Origin of the sequence: Streptomyces sp. NPDC006516 (assembly GCF_040611875.1) — a bacterium.
GTDB lineage: Bacteria > Actinomycetota > Actinomycetes > Streptomycetales > Streptomycetaceae > Streptomyces.
The window spans coordinates 113715-131408 of sequence record NZ_JBEXPD010000003.1; the positions used below are offsets into that span (position 1 = coordinate 113715).

16 protein-coding genes are annotated in these 17694 nt (G+C 69.5%); 9 read left to right on the top strand and 7 right to left on the bottom strand.

Annotated features, from left to right (window positions below; all coding sequences use genetic code 11):
• Positions 1–6 precede the first annotated feature (6 nt).
• From ABZY45_RS12460 to ABZY45_RS12470, 3 genes are read left to right on the top strand one after another with little or no spacing between them, the layout of a single operon-like run.
• Complete coding sequence (locus tag ABZY45_RS12460) at positions 7–264, top strand: acyl carrier protein (RefSeq protein ID WP_356739000.1); 258 nt, start codon at positions 7–9, stop codon at positions 262–264.
• A 1-nt stretch (position 265) separates the two neighbouring features.
• A complete protein-coding gene (locus ABZY45_RS12465) occupies positions 266–745 on the top strand; it encodes an SRPBCC family protein (protein WP_356739002.1) in 480 nt (159 codons plus the stop codon).
• A 19-nt stretch (positions 746–764) separates the two neighbouring features.
• Positions 765–1097 carry a TcmI family type II polyketide cyclase gene (locus tag ABZY45_RS12470; RefSeq protein ID WP_356739004.1) on the top strand — a complete coding sequence of 111 codons (333 nt, stop codon included), beginning with the start codon at positions 765–767 and terminating at the stop codon, positions 1095–1097.
• A 72-nt stretch (positions 1098–1169) separates the two neighbouring features.
• On the opposite strand, the gene ABZY45_RS12475 is transcribed toward ABZY45_RS12470, so the two are convergent.
• Positions 1170–2249, bottom strand: coding sequence for a methyltransferase (locus tag ABZY45_RS12475; RefSeq protein ID WP_356739006.1), 1080 nt, complete (start codon positions 2247–2249; stop codon positions 1170–1172).
• A 34-nt stretch (positions 2250–2283) separates the two neighbouring features.
• Positions 2284–3369, bottom strand: coding sequence for a right-handed parallel beta-helix repeat-containing protein (locus tag ABZY45_RS12480; RefSeq protein ID WP_356739008.1), 1086 nt, complete (start codon positions 3367–3369; stop codon positions 2284–2286).
• A gap of 126 nt (positions 3370–3495) precedes the next feature.
• Here ABZY45_RS12480 and ABZY45_RS12485 point away from each other — a divergent pair, with 126 nt between their 5' ends.
• Positions 3496–3897, top strand: coding sequence for an ACT domain-containing protein (locus tag ABZY45_RS12485; RefSeq protein ID WP_356739010.1), 402 nt, complete (start codon positions 3496–3498; stop codon positions 3895–3897).
• 46 nt (positions 3898–3943) lie between these two features.
• A complete protein-coding gene (locus ABZY45_RS12490; protein ID WP_356739012.1) occupies positions 3944–4444 on the top strand; it encodes a hypothetical protein in 501 nt (166 codons plus the stop codon).
• Here ABZY45_RS12490 and ABZY45_RS12495 read toward each other — a convergent pair.
• Positions 4383–6647, bottom strand: coding sequence for a family 2 encapsulin nanocompartment cargo protein terpene cyclase (locus tag ABZY45_RS12495; protein WP_356739014.1), 2265 nt, complete (start codon positions 6645–6647; stop codon positions 4383–4385). The two genes, ABZY45_RS12490 and ABZY45_RS12495, sit on opposite strands and share 62 nt — an antisense overlap.
• 237 nt (positions 6648–6884) lie before the next feature.
• Between ABZY45_RS12495 and ABZY45_RS12500 the strand changes: the two genes are divergently transcribed.
• Positions 6885–8216: a peptidoglycan recognition family protein gene (locus ABZY45_RS12500; protein WP_356739016.1), complete on the top strand. Its 1332-nt coding sequence runs from the start codon at positions 6885–6887 to the stop codon at positions 8214–8216.
• A gap of 105 nt (positions 8217–8321) precedes the next feature.
• Here ABZY45_RS12500 and ABZY45_RS12505 read toward each other — a convergent pair whose 3' ends face one another.
• Positions 8322–9458, bottom strand: coding sequence for an aminoglycoside phosphotransferase family protein (locus tag ABZY45_RS12505; protein WP_356739018.1), 1137 nt, complete (start codon positions 9456–9458; stop codon positions 8322–8324).
• Positions 9459–9689: 231 nt separating this feature from the next.
• On the opposite strand from ABZY45_RS12505, the gene ABZY45_RS12510 reads away from it, so the two are divergent.
• Complete coding sequence (locus ABZY45_RS12510; RefSeq protein ID WP_356739020.1) at positions 9690–11180, top strand: hypothetical protein; 1491 nt, start codon at positions 9690–9692, stop codon at positions 11178–11180.
• 163 nt (positions 11181–11343) lie between these two features.
• Here the strand turns inward: ABZY45_RS12510 and ABZY45_RS12515 are convergent, their stop codons facing one another.
• A complete protein-coding gene (locus ABZY45_RS12515; protein ID WP_356739022.1) occupies positions 11344–12780 on the bottom strand; it encodes a SpoIIE family protein phosphatase in 1437 nt (478 codons plus the stop codon).
• Positions 12781–13304: 524 nt separating this feature from the next.
• Here ABZY45_RS12515 and rpmG point away from each other — a divergent pair.
• Positions 13305–13469, top strand: a complete 165-nt coding sequence (gene rpmG, locus ABZY45_RS12520) for a 50S ribosomal protein L33 (protein ID WP_356739024.1) — start codon at positions 13305–13307, stop codon at positions 13467–13469.
• 250 nt (positions 13470–13719) lie between these two features.
• Here the strand turns inward: rpmG and ABZY45_RS12525 are convergent, their stop codons facing one another.
• On the bottom strand, positions 13720–14220 hold the full coding sequence (locus tag ABZY45_RS12525; protein ID WP_356739026.1) for a tetratricopeptide repeat protein: 501 nt from the start codon (positions 14218–14220) through the stop codon (positions 13720–13722).
• Between the two features lie 62 nt (positions 14221–14282).
• Here ABZY45_RS12525 and ABZY45_RS12530 point away from each other — a divergent pair, with 62 nt between their 5' ends.
• Positions 14283–15080 (top strand): VanZ family protein, encoded by a 798-nt coding sequence (locus ABZY45_RS12530; protein WP_356739028.1) that lies wholly within the window; start codon positions 14283–14285, stop codon positions 15078–15080.
• On the opposite strand, the gene ABZY45_RS12535 is transcribed toward ABZY45_RS12530, so the two are convergent.
• On the bottom strand, positions 15077–16801 hold the full coding sequence (locus ABZY45_RS12535; RefSeq protein WP_356739679.1) for a glycoside hydrolase family 6 protein: 1725 nt from the start codon (positions 16799–16801) through the stop codon (positions 15077–15079). The genes ABZY45_RS12530 and ABZY45_RS12535 overlap by 4 nt on opposite strands.
• Positions 16802–17694: the final 893 nt, after the last annotated feature.

The following is a 17694-nucleotide window of genomic DNA, read 5'->3' on the forward strand; positions in this document are numbered from 1 at the left end:
TCCGTCATGACCGCTCAACTGACCTACGAGGAACTGGCCGCGCTGATGAAGAGCGGCGCCGGCGTCTCCGTCGACCCGTCGCAGATGGAGACCAGCCCCGGCTCGGCCTTCGACGAGTACGGCCTGGACTCGCTCGGCCTGCTCGGCATCGTCGCCGCGCTGGAGAACCGTTACGGGCACCCGCTGCCCGTGGACGCCGACCGGTGCAAGACGCCCCGCGAGTTCCTCGATCTCGTGAACAACACCCTCGTGACAGGAGCCTGACGTGTCCGGACACACCGAGAACGAGATCACCATCGCCGCCCCCCTGGACCTCGTCTGGGACATGACGAACGATCTCGAGAACTGGCCGCAGCTGTTCAGCGAGTACGCGTCGGTCGAGGTGATCGAGCGGGAGGGCGAGAAGACGACCTTCCGGCTCACCATGCACCCCGACGACAACGGCAAGGTCTGGAGCTGGGTGTCGGAGCGCACCACCGACCGCCAGGGACGCAACGTACGCGCGCGCCGAGTCGAGCCCGGCCCGTTCCAGCACATGGACATCCGGTGGGAGTACTCGGAGGTCCCCGGCGGTACGCGCATGCACTGGCGGCAGGACTTCGCGATGCGGCCCGACGCGCCGGTCGACGACGCGTGGATGACCGACAACATCAACCGCAACTCCCGCGTCCAGCTCGAACTCATCCGCGACAAGATCGAACAGCGTGACCGGGAGCGCCGCTCCGCCTCCGTCCCCGCCAACTGATGCCCCGAAAGGCAGCCGGATGCACCACGCACTGATCGTCGCCCGGATGGCACCGGAGTCCGCCCCGGACATCGCGAAGCTGTTCTCTGCCTCCGACAACACCGACCTGCCCCACCTCGTCGGCGTCAAGAGGCGCACCCTGTTCCAGTTCGGCGACGTGTACCTGCACCTGATCGAGTCCGACCGGCCCCCCGGCCCGGAGATCGCCAAGGTGACCGAGCACCCCGAGTTCAAGGCCATCAGCGACCGGCTCACCGCGTTCGTGAGCCCCTACGACCCGCAGACCTGGCGCGGTCCGAAGGACGCCATGGCCCAGCAGTTCTACCGGTGGCAGAGCGACAGCGCCACCTGACGAGACGGACGATCGCCCCGGGTCCGGCACCTGAGTGCCGGACCCGGGGCGATCGCTGTGGCGAGATCCCGGCTACGGGACGAGGCACTCGAACGCGTGCAGGTACGCATTGACCGGACGGACCTCGCCCACCCGCAGACCGGCCTCGGACAGACGTCCGACCAGGCTCTCCCGGGTGTGCTTCGCGCCTCCGACGTTGAGGAGGAGCAGCAGGTCCATCGCGGTGGTGAACCGCATCGAGGGGGTGTCGTCGACAAGGTTCTCGATGATCACCACGCGGGCACCCGGACGGGCCGCGTCGACCACGTTGCGCAGGGTCCTGCGCGTGCTCTCGTCGTCCCATTCCAGGATGTTCTTGATGACGTACAGATCCACGCCTACGGGGATCTCCTCACGGCAGTCGCCGGGCACGATCCGCACCCGGTCCGCGAGTGTGCCGCCGTCGCGCAGCCGGGCGTCCGCCCGCGCGACGACGCCCGGGAGGTCCATGAGGGTCCCCTGGACCGAGGTGTGCTTCTCCAGCAGGCTGGCGAGCACATGCCCCTGTCCGCCACCGATGTCGGCGACCGATTTCACCCCGGTGAGGTCGAGGAGCTCGGCGACATCCTGGGCGGACTGCACGCTGGACGTGGTCATCGCCCGGTTGAACACCTGGGCGGACTCGCCCGCGTCCTGGTGGAGGTACTCGAAGAACCCCTTGCCGAACGTCTCCGGGAAGACGCTGGAGCCGGAACGCACGGCGTCCTCGAGGTGCGGCCAGACGTCCCAGGTCCAGGGCTCCGTGCACCACAGGGAGATGTACCGCAGGCTGTGCGGATCGTCCTCGCGCAGCAGCCGGGACATCTCGGTGTGGACGAACTTGCCGTCCGGTGTCTCACTGAAGATCCCGTAGCAGCACAGTGCGCGCAGCAGACGCCGCAGCGGCGCGGGCTGGGTGTCCACGACCAGCGCGAGTTCGGCCGCAGACGCGGGCGTCTCGTCCAGCGCGTCGGCGACCCGCAGCCGGGCCGCGGCGCGGACCGCGGCGGCGATCGCCGCTCCGAACGCCAGCTCCCGAAGCCGCATGGCCGGCGGCGGTGCATGGTCCGCCTTGGGAGCGCTGATGGTGGACGTCAGGGGAGTGGTGCCGGGGGTGGGGCTCACGGTGGTCATGCCGTCTCGATTCTGCTGGTGCGGTGGTGAGCCGTCATCCGGCACACATCCCGGCCGGTACGGAGGTTCCGCACGTGTTGCTGACGAAGGTGTTGCCGGTACCCGAGGTGTCCCGGTTCGCGAGGTCGGCCGGCTGGTTGCCGCGCACGAGGTTGCGGCTGATGGTGTTGTCGGTGTTCAGGGCTCCGACGAAGCTCTTGAACAGCAGGATCCCTCCGGAGAGCGGGGTCGCCCCGACGTTGTCCCGGATGATGTTGGACCGCACGACGGTGCGCTCGCTGCCTGTGAGCACGATCCCGGATCCCTGGATCGCGGAGAGCCGCGGTGTCTTGGGACAGAACTTGTTGTTCTTCACGATCCGGTTGCCGCTGATCGTCATCGCCCCGGCGGCCGGCTTGGACTCGTCGCCCACGACGAAGACACCGCTGCAGTTGCCCGTCAGGATGTTGCCGTCGATGACGAGGTTCCTGACCCGTCGGGCGGTGACGCCGATGCGGTTGCCGCTCACCGAGTTGTCCAGGACAGCGGTGCCCCGGGTGTCGGTCGCCCCACCCTCCTCGCTGACCGAGTTGGCGACGAAGATCCCGGCGTCGCCGTTGCCCGTCGCGGTGTTGCGGCGGAAGTCGCCTCGGGTCGAACGCTCCTGCGCGATGCCCCAGGTGCCGTTGTTCCGTGAGGTCACCTTGTGCACGGCCAGTCCGTCGGTCCAGGACGCCCAGATTCCGCTCTTGCTGAATCCGGCGACGGTCAGGGAACGGATGCTGACGTCGTCGACGGTGCGGCTCTTGGTCCCGACGACGCAGATGCCGTTGCCGCCGGTGGCGCAGGCGTTGGCGGCCTTGGTGCCCTTCACGGCCGCCGGCTTGATCACCGTACGGCCGCCGGTGCCGCGGAGGGTGAGGCCCGGCTTGGTGACCAGGACGCTCTCGTGGTAGACGCCCGGCAGGATGAGGACGGTGTCGCCGGGCCGCGCGGAGTTCACCGCGCGCTGGATCGAATCGCCCGGGCGCACCACATGATCACCGGGTCCGGCGGCGGCAGTGGGAACCGCCGCGAGACCAAGGGCCGTAGCCGTGGTGACGGTGATACCCGCCAGGCATTTCATGTGTCTTTTGCTCATGAGCCGAAGCTATGGGCGATCCCTCGCCGTTGCCACGCAAGGTGAGCGTATGGATACAAGGCGTGCCTGAATGGCTTACGCGGACCCAGGCTCGCGGACGCACCCGGACGGCCGTAGCGTGTCCCCATGACCGGTGAGCGCGATCTCCGCACCCTGCTGCACGGCATGCGTCCGGAGCTGAATCCGGGACGCTACGTATTCACCGTCCTGCCCGGGGCCGAGATGCCCACCGGCGTCGCCCCCGTCGTCACCGTCGCCGAGCGGGAGGGCCTGACCCTGGTCGTTCCCGAGGCGCAGGCGCTCGCGGCCGGTCTGCCGTACGACTTCGTCGCCGGCTGGATCACTCTCCGTGTGCATTCGGCCCTGGACGCGGTCGGGCTGACCGCGGCGGTCTCCCTGGCCCTCACGGACGCCGCGATCAGCTGCAACGTCATCGCCGGATTCCACCACGACCACCTCTTCGTGCCGCACGCACGTGCGGACGAAGCGGTTCGGGTACTGGAAGCGCTGGCCGCGGAGTCCGGCTAGGAGTGCCCGGCTCCGCAACGTGAGCCGGGACACGTAACATGGCCCCATGTCCTTCCTCCGCCGCCGTAGCGCCGCCACACCCGCGGGCCCGGACTTCGACGTCCTGGCCATGGACCCGGGGGACTGGCCCGGCAACCTCGGCGCCGGTCTGCTCCCCGCTCCCGACGGGAGCTGCCAGGGCGTCTTCCTGCGCTACGACCTGTTCGGCGGTCGTGGACCGGCGATGATCATCGGTAATCTGCCCGAGGGATCACCGGCCCGCGAGACCGAGGAGGGCCAGGTCCCCTTCGAGGTCGCCCAGCTGCTCCTCGCTCTCGAGAACGACGAGCCGGTCGAGGTGACCGGCACCGAGGACGTCCCCGTCATGCAGGGCGACAGCCTCCTGATCGTGCGCCGCATCAAGCTCTCCGAGACCCGGATCTCCTGCGTCCAGTTCGACCGCAGCGACGGGGTGCTCGTCACGATCGCCAGCTGGGACCGGCCGATCACCGATGATCTGTACGCCCTGCTGAAGCCACTTCCCGCGGAGCTGTTCCAGCAGGGGTGAAACGTCCCTGCGGCATCAGCAGCCGGGTCACCCGCGCCGCCGATGTCCCGAACCCCGTGGGGCCACTGATGTGCCACGGGGTCCCGGTGCCGCGGCGCAGATCCTCCTCGCGGTAGCGCCGGCAGCCCCGGTGCCAGATCAGGATCCCCGCCATCCAGTGCTGGAGCTCCAGCACATAACCGGCCAGGACCTCCCTCGCCTCCGCGTCCAGGCCGAAGTCGTCGTAGAGCACCGGAAGTTCCCGCTCGGCGACATGCTGGAACTGGCGCATCCGGGAGTTCATCAGGTCGTGCACGATCGCGACACCCGTCGGATAGTCCACCCCGAAGAAGTTCTGGACGACCAGGACGCCGTTGTGCACCTCGCCCTCGTACTCGATCTCCTTCTGATACGAAAACAGGTCGTTCATCAGGCACGCGTAGTCCGCCGCCGCGTTCTCCAGGGAACGCATCGGGCCGCTCCGGTACACGGCGTCCGGCACCTTCTTGCCGTGGCCCAGCCGGCACAGGCTCATCGTGAGATCCGATCCGAATGTCGCCCGGCGCATCTCCATGTAGTCCACCGGGTCGGGAATCCGGTTCTGCGCCTGATTCGCCAGCTCCCACAGCCAGCTCGCGGTCATGGATTCCACCGCGTCGCGGAACGTACGGCGTGCGCCCTGGTCCATCGGCCCCGCCGTCCGCTGCCAGAGGTCCGCCAGGCCACGCTCCAGCGCGTTGACCGGCTCGGGCACGGACGCCCCGTCCAGTGGCATGAACAGCGACAGCCGCTCGTTGGCCAGGCGCGCCCCCGCCAGGTCACGCGTCCGGCCGTGCACCACGGGAAACCAGTCGTCGCCGTACGTCCCCCAGGTCAGCCACCCCGAGGACAGGTCGAGCTCCTCCGGGGTGGCGTCCGGATGCAGCCCCGCCGCACAGAGGGGCAGATCGGTCGCGACGAGCCGCTCCTCGTCCCAGATGTGCGAACCCGGCACACCGGGCTGGGCCTCCAGCAACCCCATCCGGCGTGACCAGTCCACGATCCGTACGCGCGCCCCTTCCAGGTGCGGGCTCAGCGTCGTGCTGAACGGCATCTCGAAGTCGGGCAGCAGCGACGGGCCGACGTGCTGGTACGGCGCATGGCTGTGGCTGCGCAGCCGGAGCGACTCGGCGCGCGGAGTGAAGCGGAGTGATGCGGCGGCCATACCGAAGCCGGGCACACTCTCCGCCCCACCGCCGCCGTTCATGTAACGGCTGGAACGCATGTGCCACTCGTGTCCACCGGACTGCCAGTCCTGGAGTCCCTTGACGTAGGCGAGTACGGCGACGGTCTCGTCCGGGGTGAGGCCCGTCTCCGCGCAGAGCGGACCGAGTTCGGTGAGGGCGGTGTTCTCGAACTGCTGGAGCCGCGACGTCAGCAGGTCGTTGACCGCTTCGGCGGCCTCCTGCGTCGAGCAGCCCAGGAACTTCTCCAGGACCAGGACGCCGTTGCTGTTCTCACCCTCGTCCTCGACCTCGCGCTGGTACGAGAACAGGTCGTTGCGCAGATGCACGCCGTCGGAGAACGCGTCCCGCAGCACCCGCAGGGGACGGGAGTCCGCCACCGCGACGGGCACCTCCGCGTTCGCGGCGTACTCCACCAGCCCCGCCGACCACGGCGCTCCGCCCACCTTGCGGCGCATCTCGATGTACTCCACGGGGTTGGCGATACGCCCCTCGTTGATGTTCGAGAGCTCCCACAGGGACTCGTTGAGCAGATTCTCCGTCGCCTCCGCGAACCGGGCCCGCCAGGCATCCGACATGCCCGGCACGGTCCTGGACCACAGATCGGCCAGCCCCGCCTCCACCGGGTTGGACGGCTCCGGCGTCCTCGCGCCGCGCTCCATGGGCATGAAGGCGGGCAGCCGGTCGAGATACCGCTTCCCGCCCTCGCGGTCCGGAGTGCGCTTGAACAGCTCCAGGAAGTGGTCGTCGAAGAAGAAGACCCACACATACCAGTCGGTGACCAGGGAGAGGGCCTCCGCGGTGCAGTCGGGGTGGGTGTACGCGCAGAGCAGCGCGTAGTCATGGGATTCGAGGTCCTTCTCCTCCCAGATCCCGGACCCCTCCAGCATTCCCATCCCGCGCGCCCACTCCCGCGTGTGGCTCCGGGCCGTGTCCAGGTGGGGATTGAGACGCGCCGGGTACGGCACGTAGAAGTCGGGCAGCGAGAAGGGCTGTGCCATGTGCGTTTGGCCTCTCGGAGAGCTTCGCGCGGTCCACTCGGACCGCCCTGTCGGCGCCAGCACTACCCCTCCGCCATCCGGGGCACGCACCGCGCGGAATAGTCACACAAGCTCAGGTCTAGTTGCACACTGCACTCTTGACGCGCCGACACCTGTCGCCACAGAGTGTGCGCCCACAGACCGAACTCGGGGAGCACCGCAGGACAGCTCCGCCACTCCGGCTCCAGAAGGGTTGTCATGACGTCGAAGCAGAGGACCAGGATCGCGCTCGCACTGACCACGGCGGGTGCGCTGAGCCTGGCGCTCCTCTCCCCGGTCGCCGCCGGCGCCGACACGGTGCGGCCCGAGTGTCCACGCACCCTGGACTGCGACTGGGTCCCCGCCGCCTACGAACAGACCGGTGACCCGGCCGACAAGGACACGTACGGCAACTACGACACGGCGGAGCGGCCCGACAGCAACGCGATCAAGTTCATCGTCCTGCACGACACCGAGGTCGACTTCGACACCACACTCAAGATCTTCCAGAATCCGCTCAAGCAGGCGTCCGCACACTACGTGGTGCGGTCGTCAGACGGACACGTCACCCAGATGGTGAAGAACAAGGACGTCGCCTGGCAGGCGGGCAACTGGTACCTCAACACCCACTCCATCGGCATCGAGCAGGAGGGCGTGGCGGCCGAGGGTGCCAAGTGGTACACGCCCGAGATGTACCGTTCGACCGCGCGACTCGTGCGTCATCTCGCTGCGAAGTACGACATCCCGCTCGACCGCCAGCACATCCTCGGGCACGACGGCGTGCCGCCCACCAGTGCGGCGGGCACCAAGAACATGCACTGGGATCCGGGCCCCTACTGGGACTGGAACCGCTTCATGGCACTGCTCGGGAAGCCGACGGTGCCAAGCGCTCCGGCGCGCAGCGAACTGGTCACCGTGAGCGCCGACTTCAGCAGGAACGAGCAGGAGTTCCGGGACTGCGAGAAGGGCGTCGACCTGCCACGGCAGGGGAGCAGCGCCGTACCGCTGCACACCGGGCCTTCCGACGAGGCGCCGCTCTTCTCCGATCCCGGACTGCACCCGGACGGTGCGCCCGGCACGAACTGCGCCGCGGACTGGGGGAGCAAGATCAGCGCGACCCAGCAGGCGGTCGTCGCGGACAGGGTGCCCGGCTGGACGGCGATCTGGTGGTACGGGGAGAAGGCATGGTTCCGCACACCGGCCGGGACGAAGGTCGTCACGCCCACCAGAGGGCTCGTCGTCCGCCCGAAGGCAGGCAGGACGGACGTGCCCGTCTACGGCGTCGCCTACCCGGAGAAGGGGGAGTACCCCACGGACTTCGTCAAGCCGACCGTGGGCAGCCCGCTCGTCTACACCATCAAGGCGGGACAGGCCTTCCCCGGTGGCGGCGAGGCGCCCACCGGCTACTACTACGCACCGACGATCGACGCGTCGAAGCCGTACGACCACACGTACTTCCGAGGTGAGCAGAAGTACGTGACGGTCCAGATCGGCCACCGGATCGGCTTCGTGAAGGCCTCCGACGTCGATGTGGTGAAAGCGAACTCATGAGCGGGTCCTGAGGTTGTACTCGGCGCTGCGGGACCCGTGTGTCGGCACCGGTCCCGCAGCGCGCTTCCCCCGTCCCCCGTCGGTCAGGACCCTGGGAGCACACGGTCAGCGTGTGCCCACCGCGGCCCGTACGGCCCGCCGTGCCATCGCGCAGTCGTCGTGGAGCCTGCGCAGCAGCAGCCGCTGTTCCTCGCCGGAGGACAGCACGCCCTGTCGCGCCTGGCCGCCGCCGGCCGGAGCACCTTCGCGCATCGCCCGCTGGACGGCCGTCTCGTACGTACGGATCTCGCGGGTCAGTACGAGCATGAGGTTGACCAGGAACGCGTCACGCGCCGCTGCGCCCGGTGCCTGTGCCAGCTGGCTGATCTGACGCCGTGACGCCGGGGCGTCACCGAGCACGGCCCAGAGCGTCGCCAGGTCGTAGCCCGGCAGATACCAGCCGGCGTGCTCCCAGTCGACCAGCACGGGGCCGGTGGGCGGCAGCAGGATGTTGGAGAGCAGCGCGTCGCCGTGGCAGAACTGACCCATGCCCTGACGCCCGCCCGCGTGGGCCAGGCCGTGCAGCAGCTTCTGCAGATCGCCGAGATCACGGTCGGTGAAGAGGCCCAACTCGTGATAGCGGGCGATGCGCGAGGCGTAGTCCAGGGGAGCGTCGAAGAGACCGGCCGGCGGGCGCCAGGCGTTGACCCGGCTCACCGCTCCGAGCACGGCCCGCAGATCCGCCCGGGGCGGTGCCTCCGCCGGGTGCCTCGTCAGGGCCGCCACACGGCCCGGCATCCGCTCGATCACCAGCGTGCAGTTCTCCGGGTCGGCGGCGATGAGCCGCGGGACGCGGACCGGTGGGCGGTGCCTGACGAAGGCCCGGTATGCCGCTATTTCGTGCCGGAAGCGTTCGGTCCACGCGGGGGAGTGATCGAGTAAACACTTGGCCACCGCGGTCGCGCGTCCCGTGGTGCCCACGATGAGCACCGAGCGGCCGCTGCGGCGCAGCACCTGCACGGGATTGAACTCGGGGCAGATGCGGTGGACCGAGGCGATGGCCATGCGCAGCTGTGCGCCCTGGGTGCCCGAGAGGTCCAGCCGTCCGCTGAGCGGTTGGGTGCCCGGCCCCGCCGCCCGCCGGGTCCGACCCGCGACGGACGCCGGTGCGGCGGCGCGGGGGTCGAGATACGGCCCGCCGCCCGCCCCCATGGGACGAAGCGGCCGGGGCGGGGCGGACACGGAGGACGATGCTGTGTACATGGGCGATACAGATCCCTTCGTGCGCCGACAAGTTGCGTGCGCCGCCCCGGCCGACGGCCGTTCGGCACCCTGGGGAGTACCTAGGGCTGCCGGGCGGGGTGGCGCTTTCCTACCTGACACCGCCGCGCGGGTAGTGGAACATCTGGCGACCCCTGGCGAAGCCTGGCGAATATTCACCCGGCATCCGCCGGGGGGCTAGGGTCAAGTCAGCCGAGAACCTGGGGGCTTGACGTGACCGGAGAACCCAACACCCGCTTGTCCGACCTGTTCGGCCTCACCGGCTGGTCGAAAGGCGAACTCGCGAGAATGGTGAACAGGCAGGCGGCGGCCATGGGCCACCTCCAGCTGGCCACCGACACCTCGCGGGTCCGGCGCTGGATCGACATGGGGGAGTCCCCGCGCGATCCGGTGCCCGAAGTGCTGGCAGCTCTGTTCACCGAGCGACTCGGCCGTGTCGTGACCATCGAGGACCTCGGGTTCGGCCGACGCGGGCGTGTGGGGAAACGGCGAAAAGCCGGGACGGAAGACAATCCCGACGGACTGCCGTGGGCGCCCGAGCGGACGGCAGCGGTCCTCACCGAATTCACGGGAATGGACCTCATGCTCAACCGACGCGGCTTGGTGGGCGCGGGCGCCGCGCTCGCCGCTGGCTCAGCACTCACCGGCGCCATGCACGACTGGCTGCACTCCGAGCCCTCTCCGGCGGCCCGGACCCTCAACGGCTCCCTGCACGCCGACAACGCGGGCTTCGACCTCTACGAGGCAGCCCCCATCGGATCCGAGGAGATCGAGGCTCTCGAGCGCTCGGTCGAGGTGTTCCGGGCCTGGGACGCCTCCAGAGGCGGTGGACTCCAGCGCAAGGCAGTCGTGGGCCAGCTCAACGAGGTGGGCGGCATGCTCGCCTACCGTCACCCGGATCACCTGCAGCGCCGGTTGTGGGGTGTCGCCGCCAACCTGGCGGTTCTCGCCGGCTGGATGTCCCACGACGTCGGCCTCGAACCCACCGCCCAGAAGTACTTCGTCATCGCCGCTCATGCGGCGCGCGAGGGCGGCGACCGTCCACGTGCGGGTGAGGCACTCTCCCGTGCCGCCCGGCAGATGGTTCACCTCGGCAGGCCGGACGACGCCCTGGACCTCATGAAGCTCGCCAAGTCCGGTTCGGGGGAGGAGACCCTGCCGCGTACCCGGGCCATGCTCCACACCATCGAGGCCTGGGCGCAGGCGTCGATGGGCCGGGGCCAGGCCATGCGACGCACCCTGGGCGAGGCCGAGGAGCTCTTCGTCTCGGACAAGGGGGACGTGCCGTCGCCGAGCTGGATGCAGATGTTCGACGAGGCGGACATGCACGGGATGCAGGCCCTGGCCTTCCGTACGCTCGCCGAGCACGACCCCGCGGCGGCCGGTACGGCTCAGCGCCATGCCAAGCAGGCCCTCGACCTCCGCATAAACGGGCGTCAGCGGTCCAAGATCTTCGACTACATCTCGCTCGCGTCGGCCTGCTTCATCGCCGACGACCCCGAGCAGGCCGACCGCTACGCGCGACTCGCCCTGGTGTCGATGGGGGAGACCTCCTCGCATCGCACCTGGGACCGGCTGCGTGAGATGTACCGGCTCACCGGGCAGTTCGCGGGATACGCCAAGATCGAGGACCTTCGTGAGGAGATCGAGCTCGTCATGCCTCCGCAGGGGACGAACAAGAAGGCAAGAGGTTCGCAGATCTGACCACGCATCCGGGCCTCTGATCAGGGAGATCCCGGAGGAGGAGCGTCAGACGCTTCGTGCACAGGCATCAGAGTCCAGGGCGGGACGATCTCGTACCCCGTGCTGCCCGGAGTGCCTGCCGTTCCGGGCGGCCTTCACCGCCACCGCCACGACAGTGGATTCCTCACGCCTTGACGCGGGCCACCAGCACACACCCGTCGTCGAGTCGTTCGGTCGTCCCGATCTCCTCGACGACAGCCCGTACACAGTCCTGCGCTGTACGGGCCCGGGCGAACCGGGGTGCCAATCCCAGAAGCGTCTCCGGGCCGGCGCTCCGCTCGGTCCGTCGGGTCAGCCCGTCGGTGTGCAGGACGAGGACATCGCCGGGGAGCAGCTCCACCTGGTCCTGCTCGTAGGTGACCCTGGAGGCCGCGCCCAGCAGCACCCCTTCCGGCGAGGGCAGAGGGTGCCCCACTCCGTTGCGGAACAGCAGCGGCGCGGGGTGCCCTGCCTGTGCCCAGGCCAGGGTTCCCGTCGCCGGATCGAAGCGGCAGCACACGGCGCTTCCCAGAGCGGGCTGCGCCGAGCATTCGATGAGCTGGTTCAGATGGTCCATCACCGCGCTGGGCTCGACACCGGCGACCGCCATGCCTCGTAACGCCCCGAGCAGCATCGCCATGGCCGAAGTGGCCGGGATGCCGTGACCCGTGAGGTCGCCGACCGTCAGCAGCGTCCTGCCGTCCGGGAGCGGCAGGGCGTCGTACCAGTCGCCGCCGATCAGGTCGCTCGATGCCGACGGCAGGTAGTGGGCGGCGATGTCCAGGCGGCTCGACGCCCGTCCGGGCACCGGAAGTGCCCCGCGCCAGGAGGGCAGAACGGCTTCCTGGAGCTCCACCGCCATCCGGTGCTCCGTGTGGGCGCGGTGTTCCCGGCGCCGTAGTGTGTCCCGCGTCCTTCCCACGATGTGCTGGCTGCGCCGCAGCTTGCTGACGTCGCGCAGGACCGCCCACATGGAGGCGGTGCAGCCGTCCTCGTCGAGGACCGGCTCGCCCATCATGTGCAGGGTCCGCATCTCACCGTCCGGCATCAGGATGCGGAACTCACCGTCTATCGCTCTGCCGTCCACCAGGCAGTCCGTCACCATGGCCGTCAGGAGCGGCTGGTCCTCGGAGAGCAGCACGGACGGCAGTTCGTCCAGCGACAGCGCTCCCTTGCCGGGGTCCCTGCCGAAGATCTGGTACAGCTCGTCCGACCAGCTGACCTCGTCGGTGAGCAGGTTCCACTCGGCGCTGCCCACCCTGCTGAGGAGCGACCCCGTCGGAGGGCCGGCCGGTGCCTGGGAGGAGAGCACGCCCGCGGGGCCGCCGGCCGGGGTGTCGCCGGGTATCCCGTCCCGCAGCTGCCCCAGGTGCTCGCCGAGGTCGTCGAGCTGATGGAGGGCGAGCTCGCAGAGGGCTCGCTGCCAGCGCAGCTGAGGATCGTCGTCGTCGATCACCGCGGTGTCGCGCCGCACGGCGTCCACATCACCGCGGAGCAGCCGAGTCCGGTTGATCAGGGCATCGACGGCATCCCGCTCGGGTGGTTGTGGGGCGGGGCGGTCCGCAGACAGATGGGACGGCATCTGGTACTCCGATACAGGCGGTGCGGCCGGTTCGTGGGGGTGGACCGAACACGACTGTTGCACAGGCGACGGGGGCCCGTAAGGGGTTTGGCAACACTCGACACGTTCTTGCTTCCGGCATATGCCATCGGCTGGGTGGAGCGCAGGTCCGCCGAACACCCTTGCTGGTGCCGGGTAGTTGACGCAAGTCGCAGGGCGCGAGCAGCTCCGCGTACGCCCGCGCACGGGGACTCGCGCGGCTCGCACCCGCCGGGAGCAGGGCATACGCGCCCTCGTGGGGGTGGCGCGGATCGCCGAGTGCCGACGTGGATCACCGGTCGGTCGACGAAGCGTTCGAAGCGCGATCACATGCCTGTCGCCCGTGCGCTCGGAAAGGGGCGCGTGGCGGGTGAGGCAGGTGGGGTGGACGGGTGAGAGGGAGCCGGGAATGAGGGCAGGGGCTGCCGTGTTGGTGGGAGCAGAACCGAAAACGACACCCATTCCCACTCCAGGGGGCGGGGTCGGAAGACTTGTATGGAGGCCCCATGGCGCGCAATGAGACCAGGCCCGTCGTGCTGCTCCGGTCGACCGCCGGAACCGGCCACACCTACGTCACGCGGAAGAACCGGCGCAACTCCCCGGACCGGCTGGAACTGCGGAAGTTCGATCCGGCGGCAGGGCGACACGTCACGTTCCGCGAGACCCGCTGACCGGAGTCCTCATCGCATACCGTGCCCCGGGGCAACCCCTGGACCTGCGCCGATGGTGGCGTGGATCACGCGAGGGGGTGCCGGTTCCCGGGAACGCGGCGCGGTGGTTTATCGTTCATCTATACGCGGGGCAAGCAGCCGGAGATCACCGAGCAGCATCCGGTTTCGCCTCCGCGCACAGGCCGCCCCGGCTGGATTCCCCCGATCCGGCCGGGGCTTCCCCCTTTTCCGGGGGTGTGCCCGACCGGTGTCACATCGTCTGCGTGAGATCCGCGGCGTAGTGCTCGATGGCGGGCCTGTACCGCTGGACGTGCGGGCTGTCGCTCGTCGTCGCCACCAGGCGCAGCAGTAGCTGCATGGCCTCGTGGTGCTCACCGGTGTTGAACAGGGCCATGGACAGAAAGGTCCGCAGGGCGCCGTCGTCCGGGAACTCCGTCACGCCGCGGCGCAAGGTCTCGACGGACTGCCCGAACCGGCCCAGGACGCGGTAGGTGCTGCCGAGGCCCAGGAGCGCGCCGCGGCGGTCGTCCTCCGTGAGCCCCTCGCCCTGCAGACAGCGCTCGTAGTACGGCACCGCCTCGGCCTCCAGGCCGAGTACGTCGTGGACCCAGGCAGTCTGGTAGGCGACGTCGACGGCGTCGGGGAACGCGGTGGTGAGGGTCAGAAGCCGTTCCCTTGCCTGTTCGGGATGGCCCTGTTCACGAAGCCGCACGGCCTCGGCCAGCAGTTCGTCCTTGCTCTGTGCGCTCATGCGCACATGGTCGCACCCGGGAGGGGGGTGTGTCCGCCGGGGTACGGGGCATCCGTTCCGCCATGACTGCAGAGGCGAATCGTAGTGCACGACGCAGAGGCGTGGGCCGCCTTCTGCTGCGGGTGGTGGTGCTGACCGCTGCCTTCCTGGCGCTGGTGGCCTTCTCCGTGGTGCTGGCGAAGGTGACGCTCACGCCCTCCCCGGCCTCGGAGGGCATAGTGACCTCGAACCTGCGGCCGGGAAGGTCCTTGCGGCAGTACGCCGAGGACTACACCTTCCTCGCCGCGTGCAAGCAGGCCGGCGGCAATCTGCTGCTCGGCGTGCCGTTCGGCGTTCTGCTCCCGATCCTGGTGCCGCGCCGACTGCGGATGCTCAGGATGATGGTGCTGACCGTACTGGTCATCGCGGTCGTCGAACTCGTCCAGGGCGCCCTCGTGGCGGGGCGGGCCTTCGACATCGACGACGTGATCCTCAATACGGCGGGAGCCCTGCTGGGGTACGTGCTGCTGGGCCGGCGGATCAGCCACCGGTACCACGTCCTGGCGGACGAACCGGCCCCGGCGAAGCCCACCACGCGGAGGGCGGCCAGGGCCGCGCGGGACGATGCCGAGCGCGCGGACAGGGGGAGCAAGGCTGAAGGCGGGCCCGGGTCCGGCGCAATGGCCAGGCTGCCCCGCATCGGATCCGGCGGGAAGGCCGGCGGGAAGGCCGCGCCCCGAACCGGCACGACGGCCGGTTCCGGAGCGCGCCGGAGCGCGTCCGCCCCGATCGCTCACGGACGCGCTCTCTTGGACAGGTGGCGCGGACGTCGGCAGGGCCCGGGCGGGAGAGCGCCCGGAGCCCGCCGACGTGGAGCCTAGAGCGCCGGGTAGGCGTTCTTCATGAGCTCCTGGAACTGTGCGGAGAACCACTGGCCGGAGACCGGGGCGTCGGGCAGCGCCCCGGACATGTTGTTGCCGTTACGCGCGTTGCCCGTGTAGGTCGGGTCGCACATCCGGTCGAATCCCTTGCCCTCGTTGTTCGGGATCTCCTTGCTGGAGCCGTCCGACTCCCCCGGGGGCTTCATCCAGACGTACGCGTCGATGCCGGCCGCGGGGGCCGCCTTCGGTCGTTCGCCGAGACCGGCTCCCGCCTGGTTGCACCAGTTCCCGAGGTGGATGCGGCGGTCGTAACGGCCGCCGTCCACGTAGGTGTCGACCGTGGTCTTGGCACCGGGCCCGGCCGGACGGTTCGCGCCGCCCCAGCCGTTGCGCGAGGTGTCGATCAGCATGCCGATGTCCGAGTTGAAGCCGACCGAGACCAGCTTGGTGCGGAAGGCCTGGGCGAAGGACTGCTCGTCCGTGTAGCGGTTCCAGTCGACCCACTTCGACTGACGTACCGACGTCCCGTTGACGGAGTCGTCGATGGTGAAGTTGGTTTCCTTCGTGGCGCCGTAGTTGGCCGTGTTGACGATGAAGCCGTGCACGTCGTTGACCGTCGCGCCCTCGGACGTGGCCGCGACCTTGAAGATGTCGGCGGAGGGACCGAAGTTGTCGTCCCAGCCGATCCAGCCGTGGTGACCGGCGTCGATGTAGTTGTAGACGTTGCCCGCGTCGCCGAGCTTGTTCAGCGCGTAGCCGACGCCCTTCTGGTAGTTGCCGTTGGCCTTCATGACGTCACAGGCCGGGGTGGCGGTGGGACGGCTGCCGGTGTTGGTGACCAGGTTGGGCAGCGAGTCGATCTCGACGGTGGTGACGATGCGCAGGCCGGCGTACTTCGAATCGGCCAGGATCGCGGCGATCGGGTCGATGTACTCCGTCTTGTAGCGGCCGATCTCCGTGGGGCCGAGCTCGCCGTTGGAGGCGAGAGCCGCACAGTCACGTCCGGGGAGGTTGTAGATGACGAGCTGGACGACGAGTTCGCCGGAGCCCTTCTGGGTCAGCGCCTCGTCCAGGTGGTCACGCAGGCCCATCCCACCGTTGGCGCCCTCGATGGCGGCGATGCGGTCGAGCCAGACACCCGTCGGCTGGTTGGAGACCCGGCTGCCCCCGGGCTCGGCCGCGGCCTTCGCCGACCACTCCGGGTTGACGTAGACCTTGGCGCCCTCGTACGGGTTGTTGACGCGGCTGCCCGCGGGCGGGTCGGTGGGCGGGTCGGTCGGCGGGTCGGTCGGGCCCGTCGTACCACCGTTGCAGGTCACGCCGTTCAGCTTGAAGGTCGCCGGGACGGTGCTGTTGCCGTTGCCCGTCGCGTTGAAGCCGAAGGAGGCGGATCCGCCGCTGGCGAGAGTGCCGTTGTACGACAGGCTCTTCGCGGTGACCGCGCTGCCGCTCTGCGTGACCGTGGCGTTCCAGCCCTGGCTGACCTTCTCGCTGCCGGCGAACGACCACTCCAGCTGCCAACTGGACAGGGCGTCGCCCTTGTTCGTGACGCTCACCGCGGCCGTGAGCCCGCCGTTCCACTGGTTCTGGATCTTGTAGTCGACGGTGCAGCCGGCCGCCGCGGCGGCTGACGCGCCGAAGGGGGCTGCCGCGGCGGCGGATCCCGCGGCTGCGGCGACGAGCGCTCCCGCCGCTATGAGTGCCATTCTGGATCGGCGCATGGTGGTGCGGCTCATACGAATTCCGTTTCCTCAGCTGTAGAGGGCGCGCAGGGGACTGCGCGGCCCGATTCCGTACGGGGTGGGGATACCGTCGTAGTCGCTGATCAAGGACGGGCCGTAGGTGCTGGTCCCAGGTCTTCCGGGTCCGTCCGGTGGAGCGCTGTCCTCGGCCGTCGAACTCCTGCGTGGACGCGGCTGGTCAAGCCGTGGCGGCAGGTGTACCCGCCGAACTCGCCTGCGGCGAGGGGGACTTCGGCTTCGGCCGTTTGCGAGCGTGGAGTTCCAGCGGTCCTCGTTCGCATGGATGTGTCAGGTGCGGACGCGTCGCGCGGCGGCGGGAGGTGCTGGATGCCCGCGGTCACGTGACCGATGCCCGGACAGGTGCGGCCGGTGTGCGCATCGGAGCAGTCGGCGCCGGTGTGAGTGCCCAGGATCCGGGAGGATCCGGACAGGGGGAGTGGTGCCGTGGTCCTCGCCCCGTCGGTACGGGTTCTTCACGGCGCTGTCGTCGGTGTCGTCCGCGTGGCGCGGATCCGTGGTGTTCTGGCCCAGCCGGTACTCCTCGGTCAAGGGGATGAGGGCGGTTTCGGCACTCCCGCCGACGGTCGCCCCGCACGAGGGCGGCGCCGGCGAGCTCGGTACCCCGGGCTGCGGGAGCGAGCAGACCGAGGGGTCGAGCGGAGAGATCCACCGAAGCAGTGGCACCGGCCGGATCCGTGGTGCGGAGTGTGCCGTGGTCCCTGGACGCGCCGGGTGCGGAGTCCGATCCCGCACCGGAGGCCAGGAGGCCCGCCGTGTGACCCGCACTGTTCGCAGATGCCCTGTGCAGCCTCGCGCCCGCCGCGGTGGCGACCTTCCGGGCGCCGCCGTACACCGTGCGTACGGGGGCGGAT

Coding starts and splice junctions, on each gene's coding strand:
- ABZY45_RS12505 (WP_356739018.1), bottom strand. CDS start 9,458: ATGTACACAGCATCGTCCTCCGTGTCCGCCCCGCCCCGGCCGCTTCGT.
- ABZY45_RS12535 (WP_356739679.1), bottom strand. CDS start 16,801: ATGCGCCGATCCAGAATGGCACTCATAGCGGCGGGAGCGCTCGTCGCC.
- rpmG (WP_356739024.1), top strand. CDS start 13,305: ATGGCGCGCAATGAGACCAGGCCCGTCGTGCTGCTCCGGTCGACCGCC.
- ABZY45_RS12530 (WP_356739028.1), top strand. CDS start 14,283: ATGACTGCAGAGGCGAATCGTAGTGCACGACGCAGAGGCGTGGGCCGC.
- ABZY45_RS12470 (WP_356739004.1), top strand. CDS start 765: ATGCACCACGCACTGATCGTCGCCCGGATGGCACCGGAGTCCGCCCCG.
- ABZY45_RS12495 (WP_356739014.1), bottom strand. CDS start 6,647: ATGGCACAGCCCTTCTCGCTGCCCGACTTCTACGTGCCGTACCCGGCG.
- ABZY45_RS12525 (WP_356739026.1), bottom strand. CDS start 14,220: ATGAGCGCACAGAGCAAGGACGAACTGCTGGCCGAGGCCGTGCGGCTT.
- ABZY45_RS12480 (WP_356739008.1), bottom strand. CDS start 3,369: ATGAGCAAAAGACACATGAAATGCCTGGCGGGTATCACCGTCACCACG.
- ABZY45_RS12500 (WP_356739016.1), top strand. CDS start 6,885: ATGACGTCGAAGCAGAGGACCAGGATCGCGCTCGCACTGACCACGGCG.
- ABZY45_RS12490 (WP_356739012.1), top strand. CDS start 3,944: ATGTCCTTCCTCCGCCGCCGTAGCGCCGCCACACCCGCGGGCCCGGAC.
- ABZY45_RS12475 (WP_356739006.1), bottom strand. CDS start 2,249: ATGACCACCGTGAGCCCCACCCCCGGCACCACTCCCCTGACGTCCACC.
- ABZY45_RS12485 (WP_356739010.1), top strand. CDS start 3,496: ATGACCGGTGAGCGCGATCTCCGCACCCTGCTGCACGGCATGCGTCCG.
- ABZY45_RS12515 (WP_356739022.1), bottom strand. CDS start 12,780: ATGCCGTCCCATCTGTCTGCGGACCGCCCCGCCCCACAACCACCCGAG.
- ABZY45_RS12460 (WP_356739000.1), top strand. CDS start 7: ATGACCGCTCAACTGACCTACGAGGAACTGGCCGCGCTGATGAAGAGC.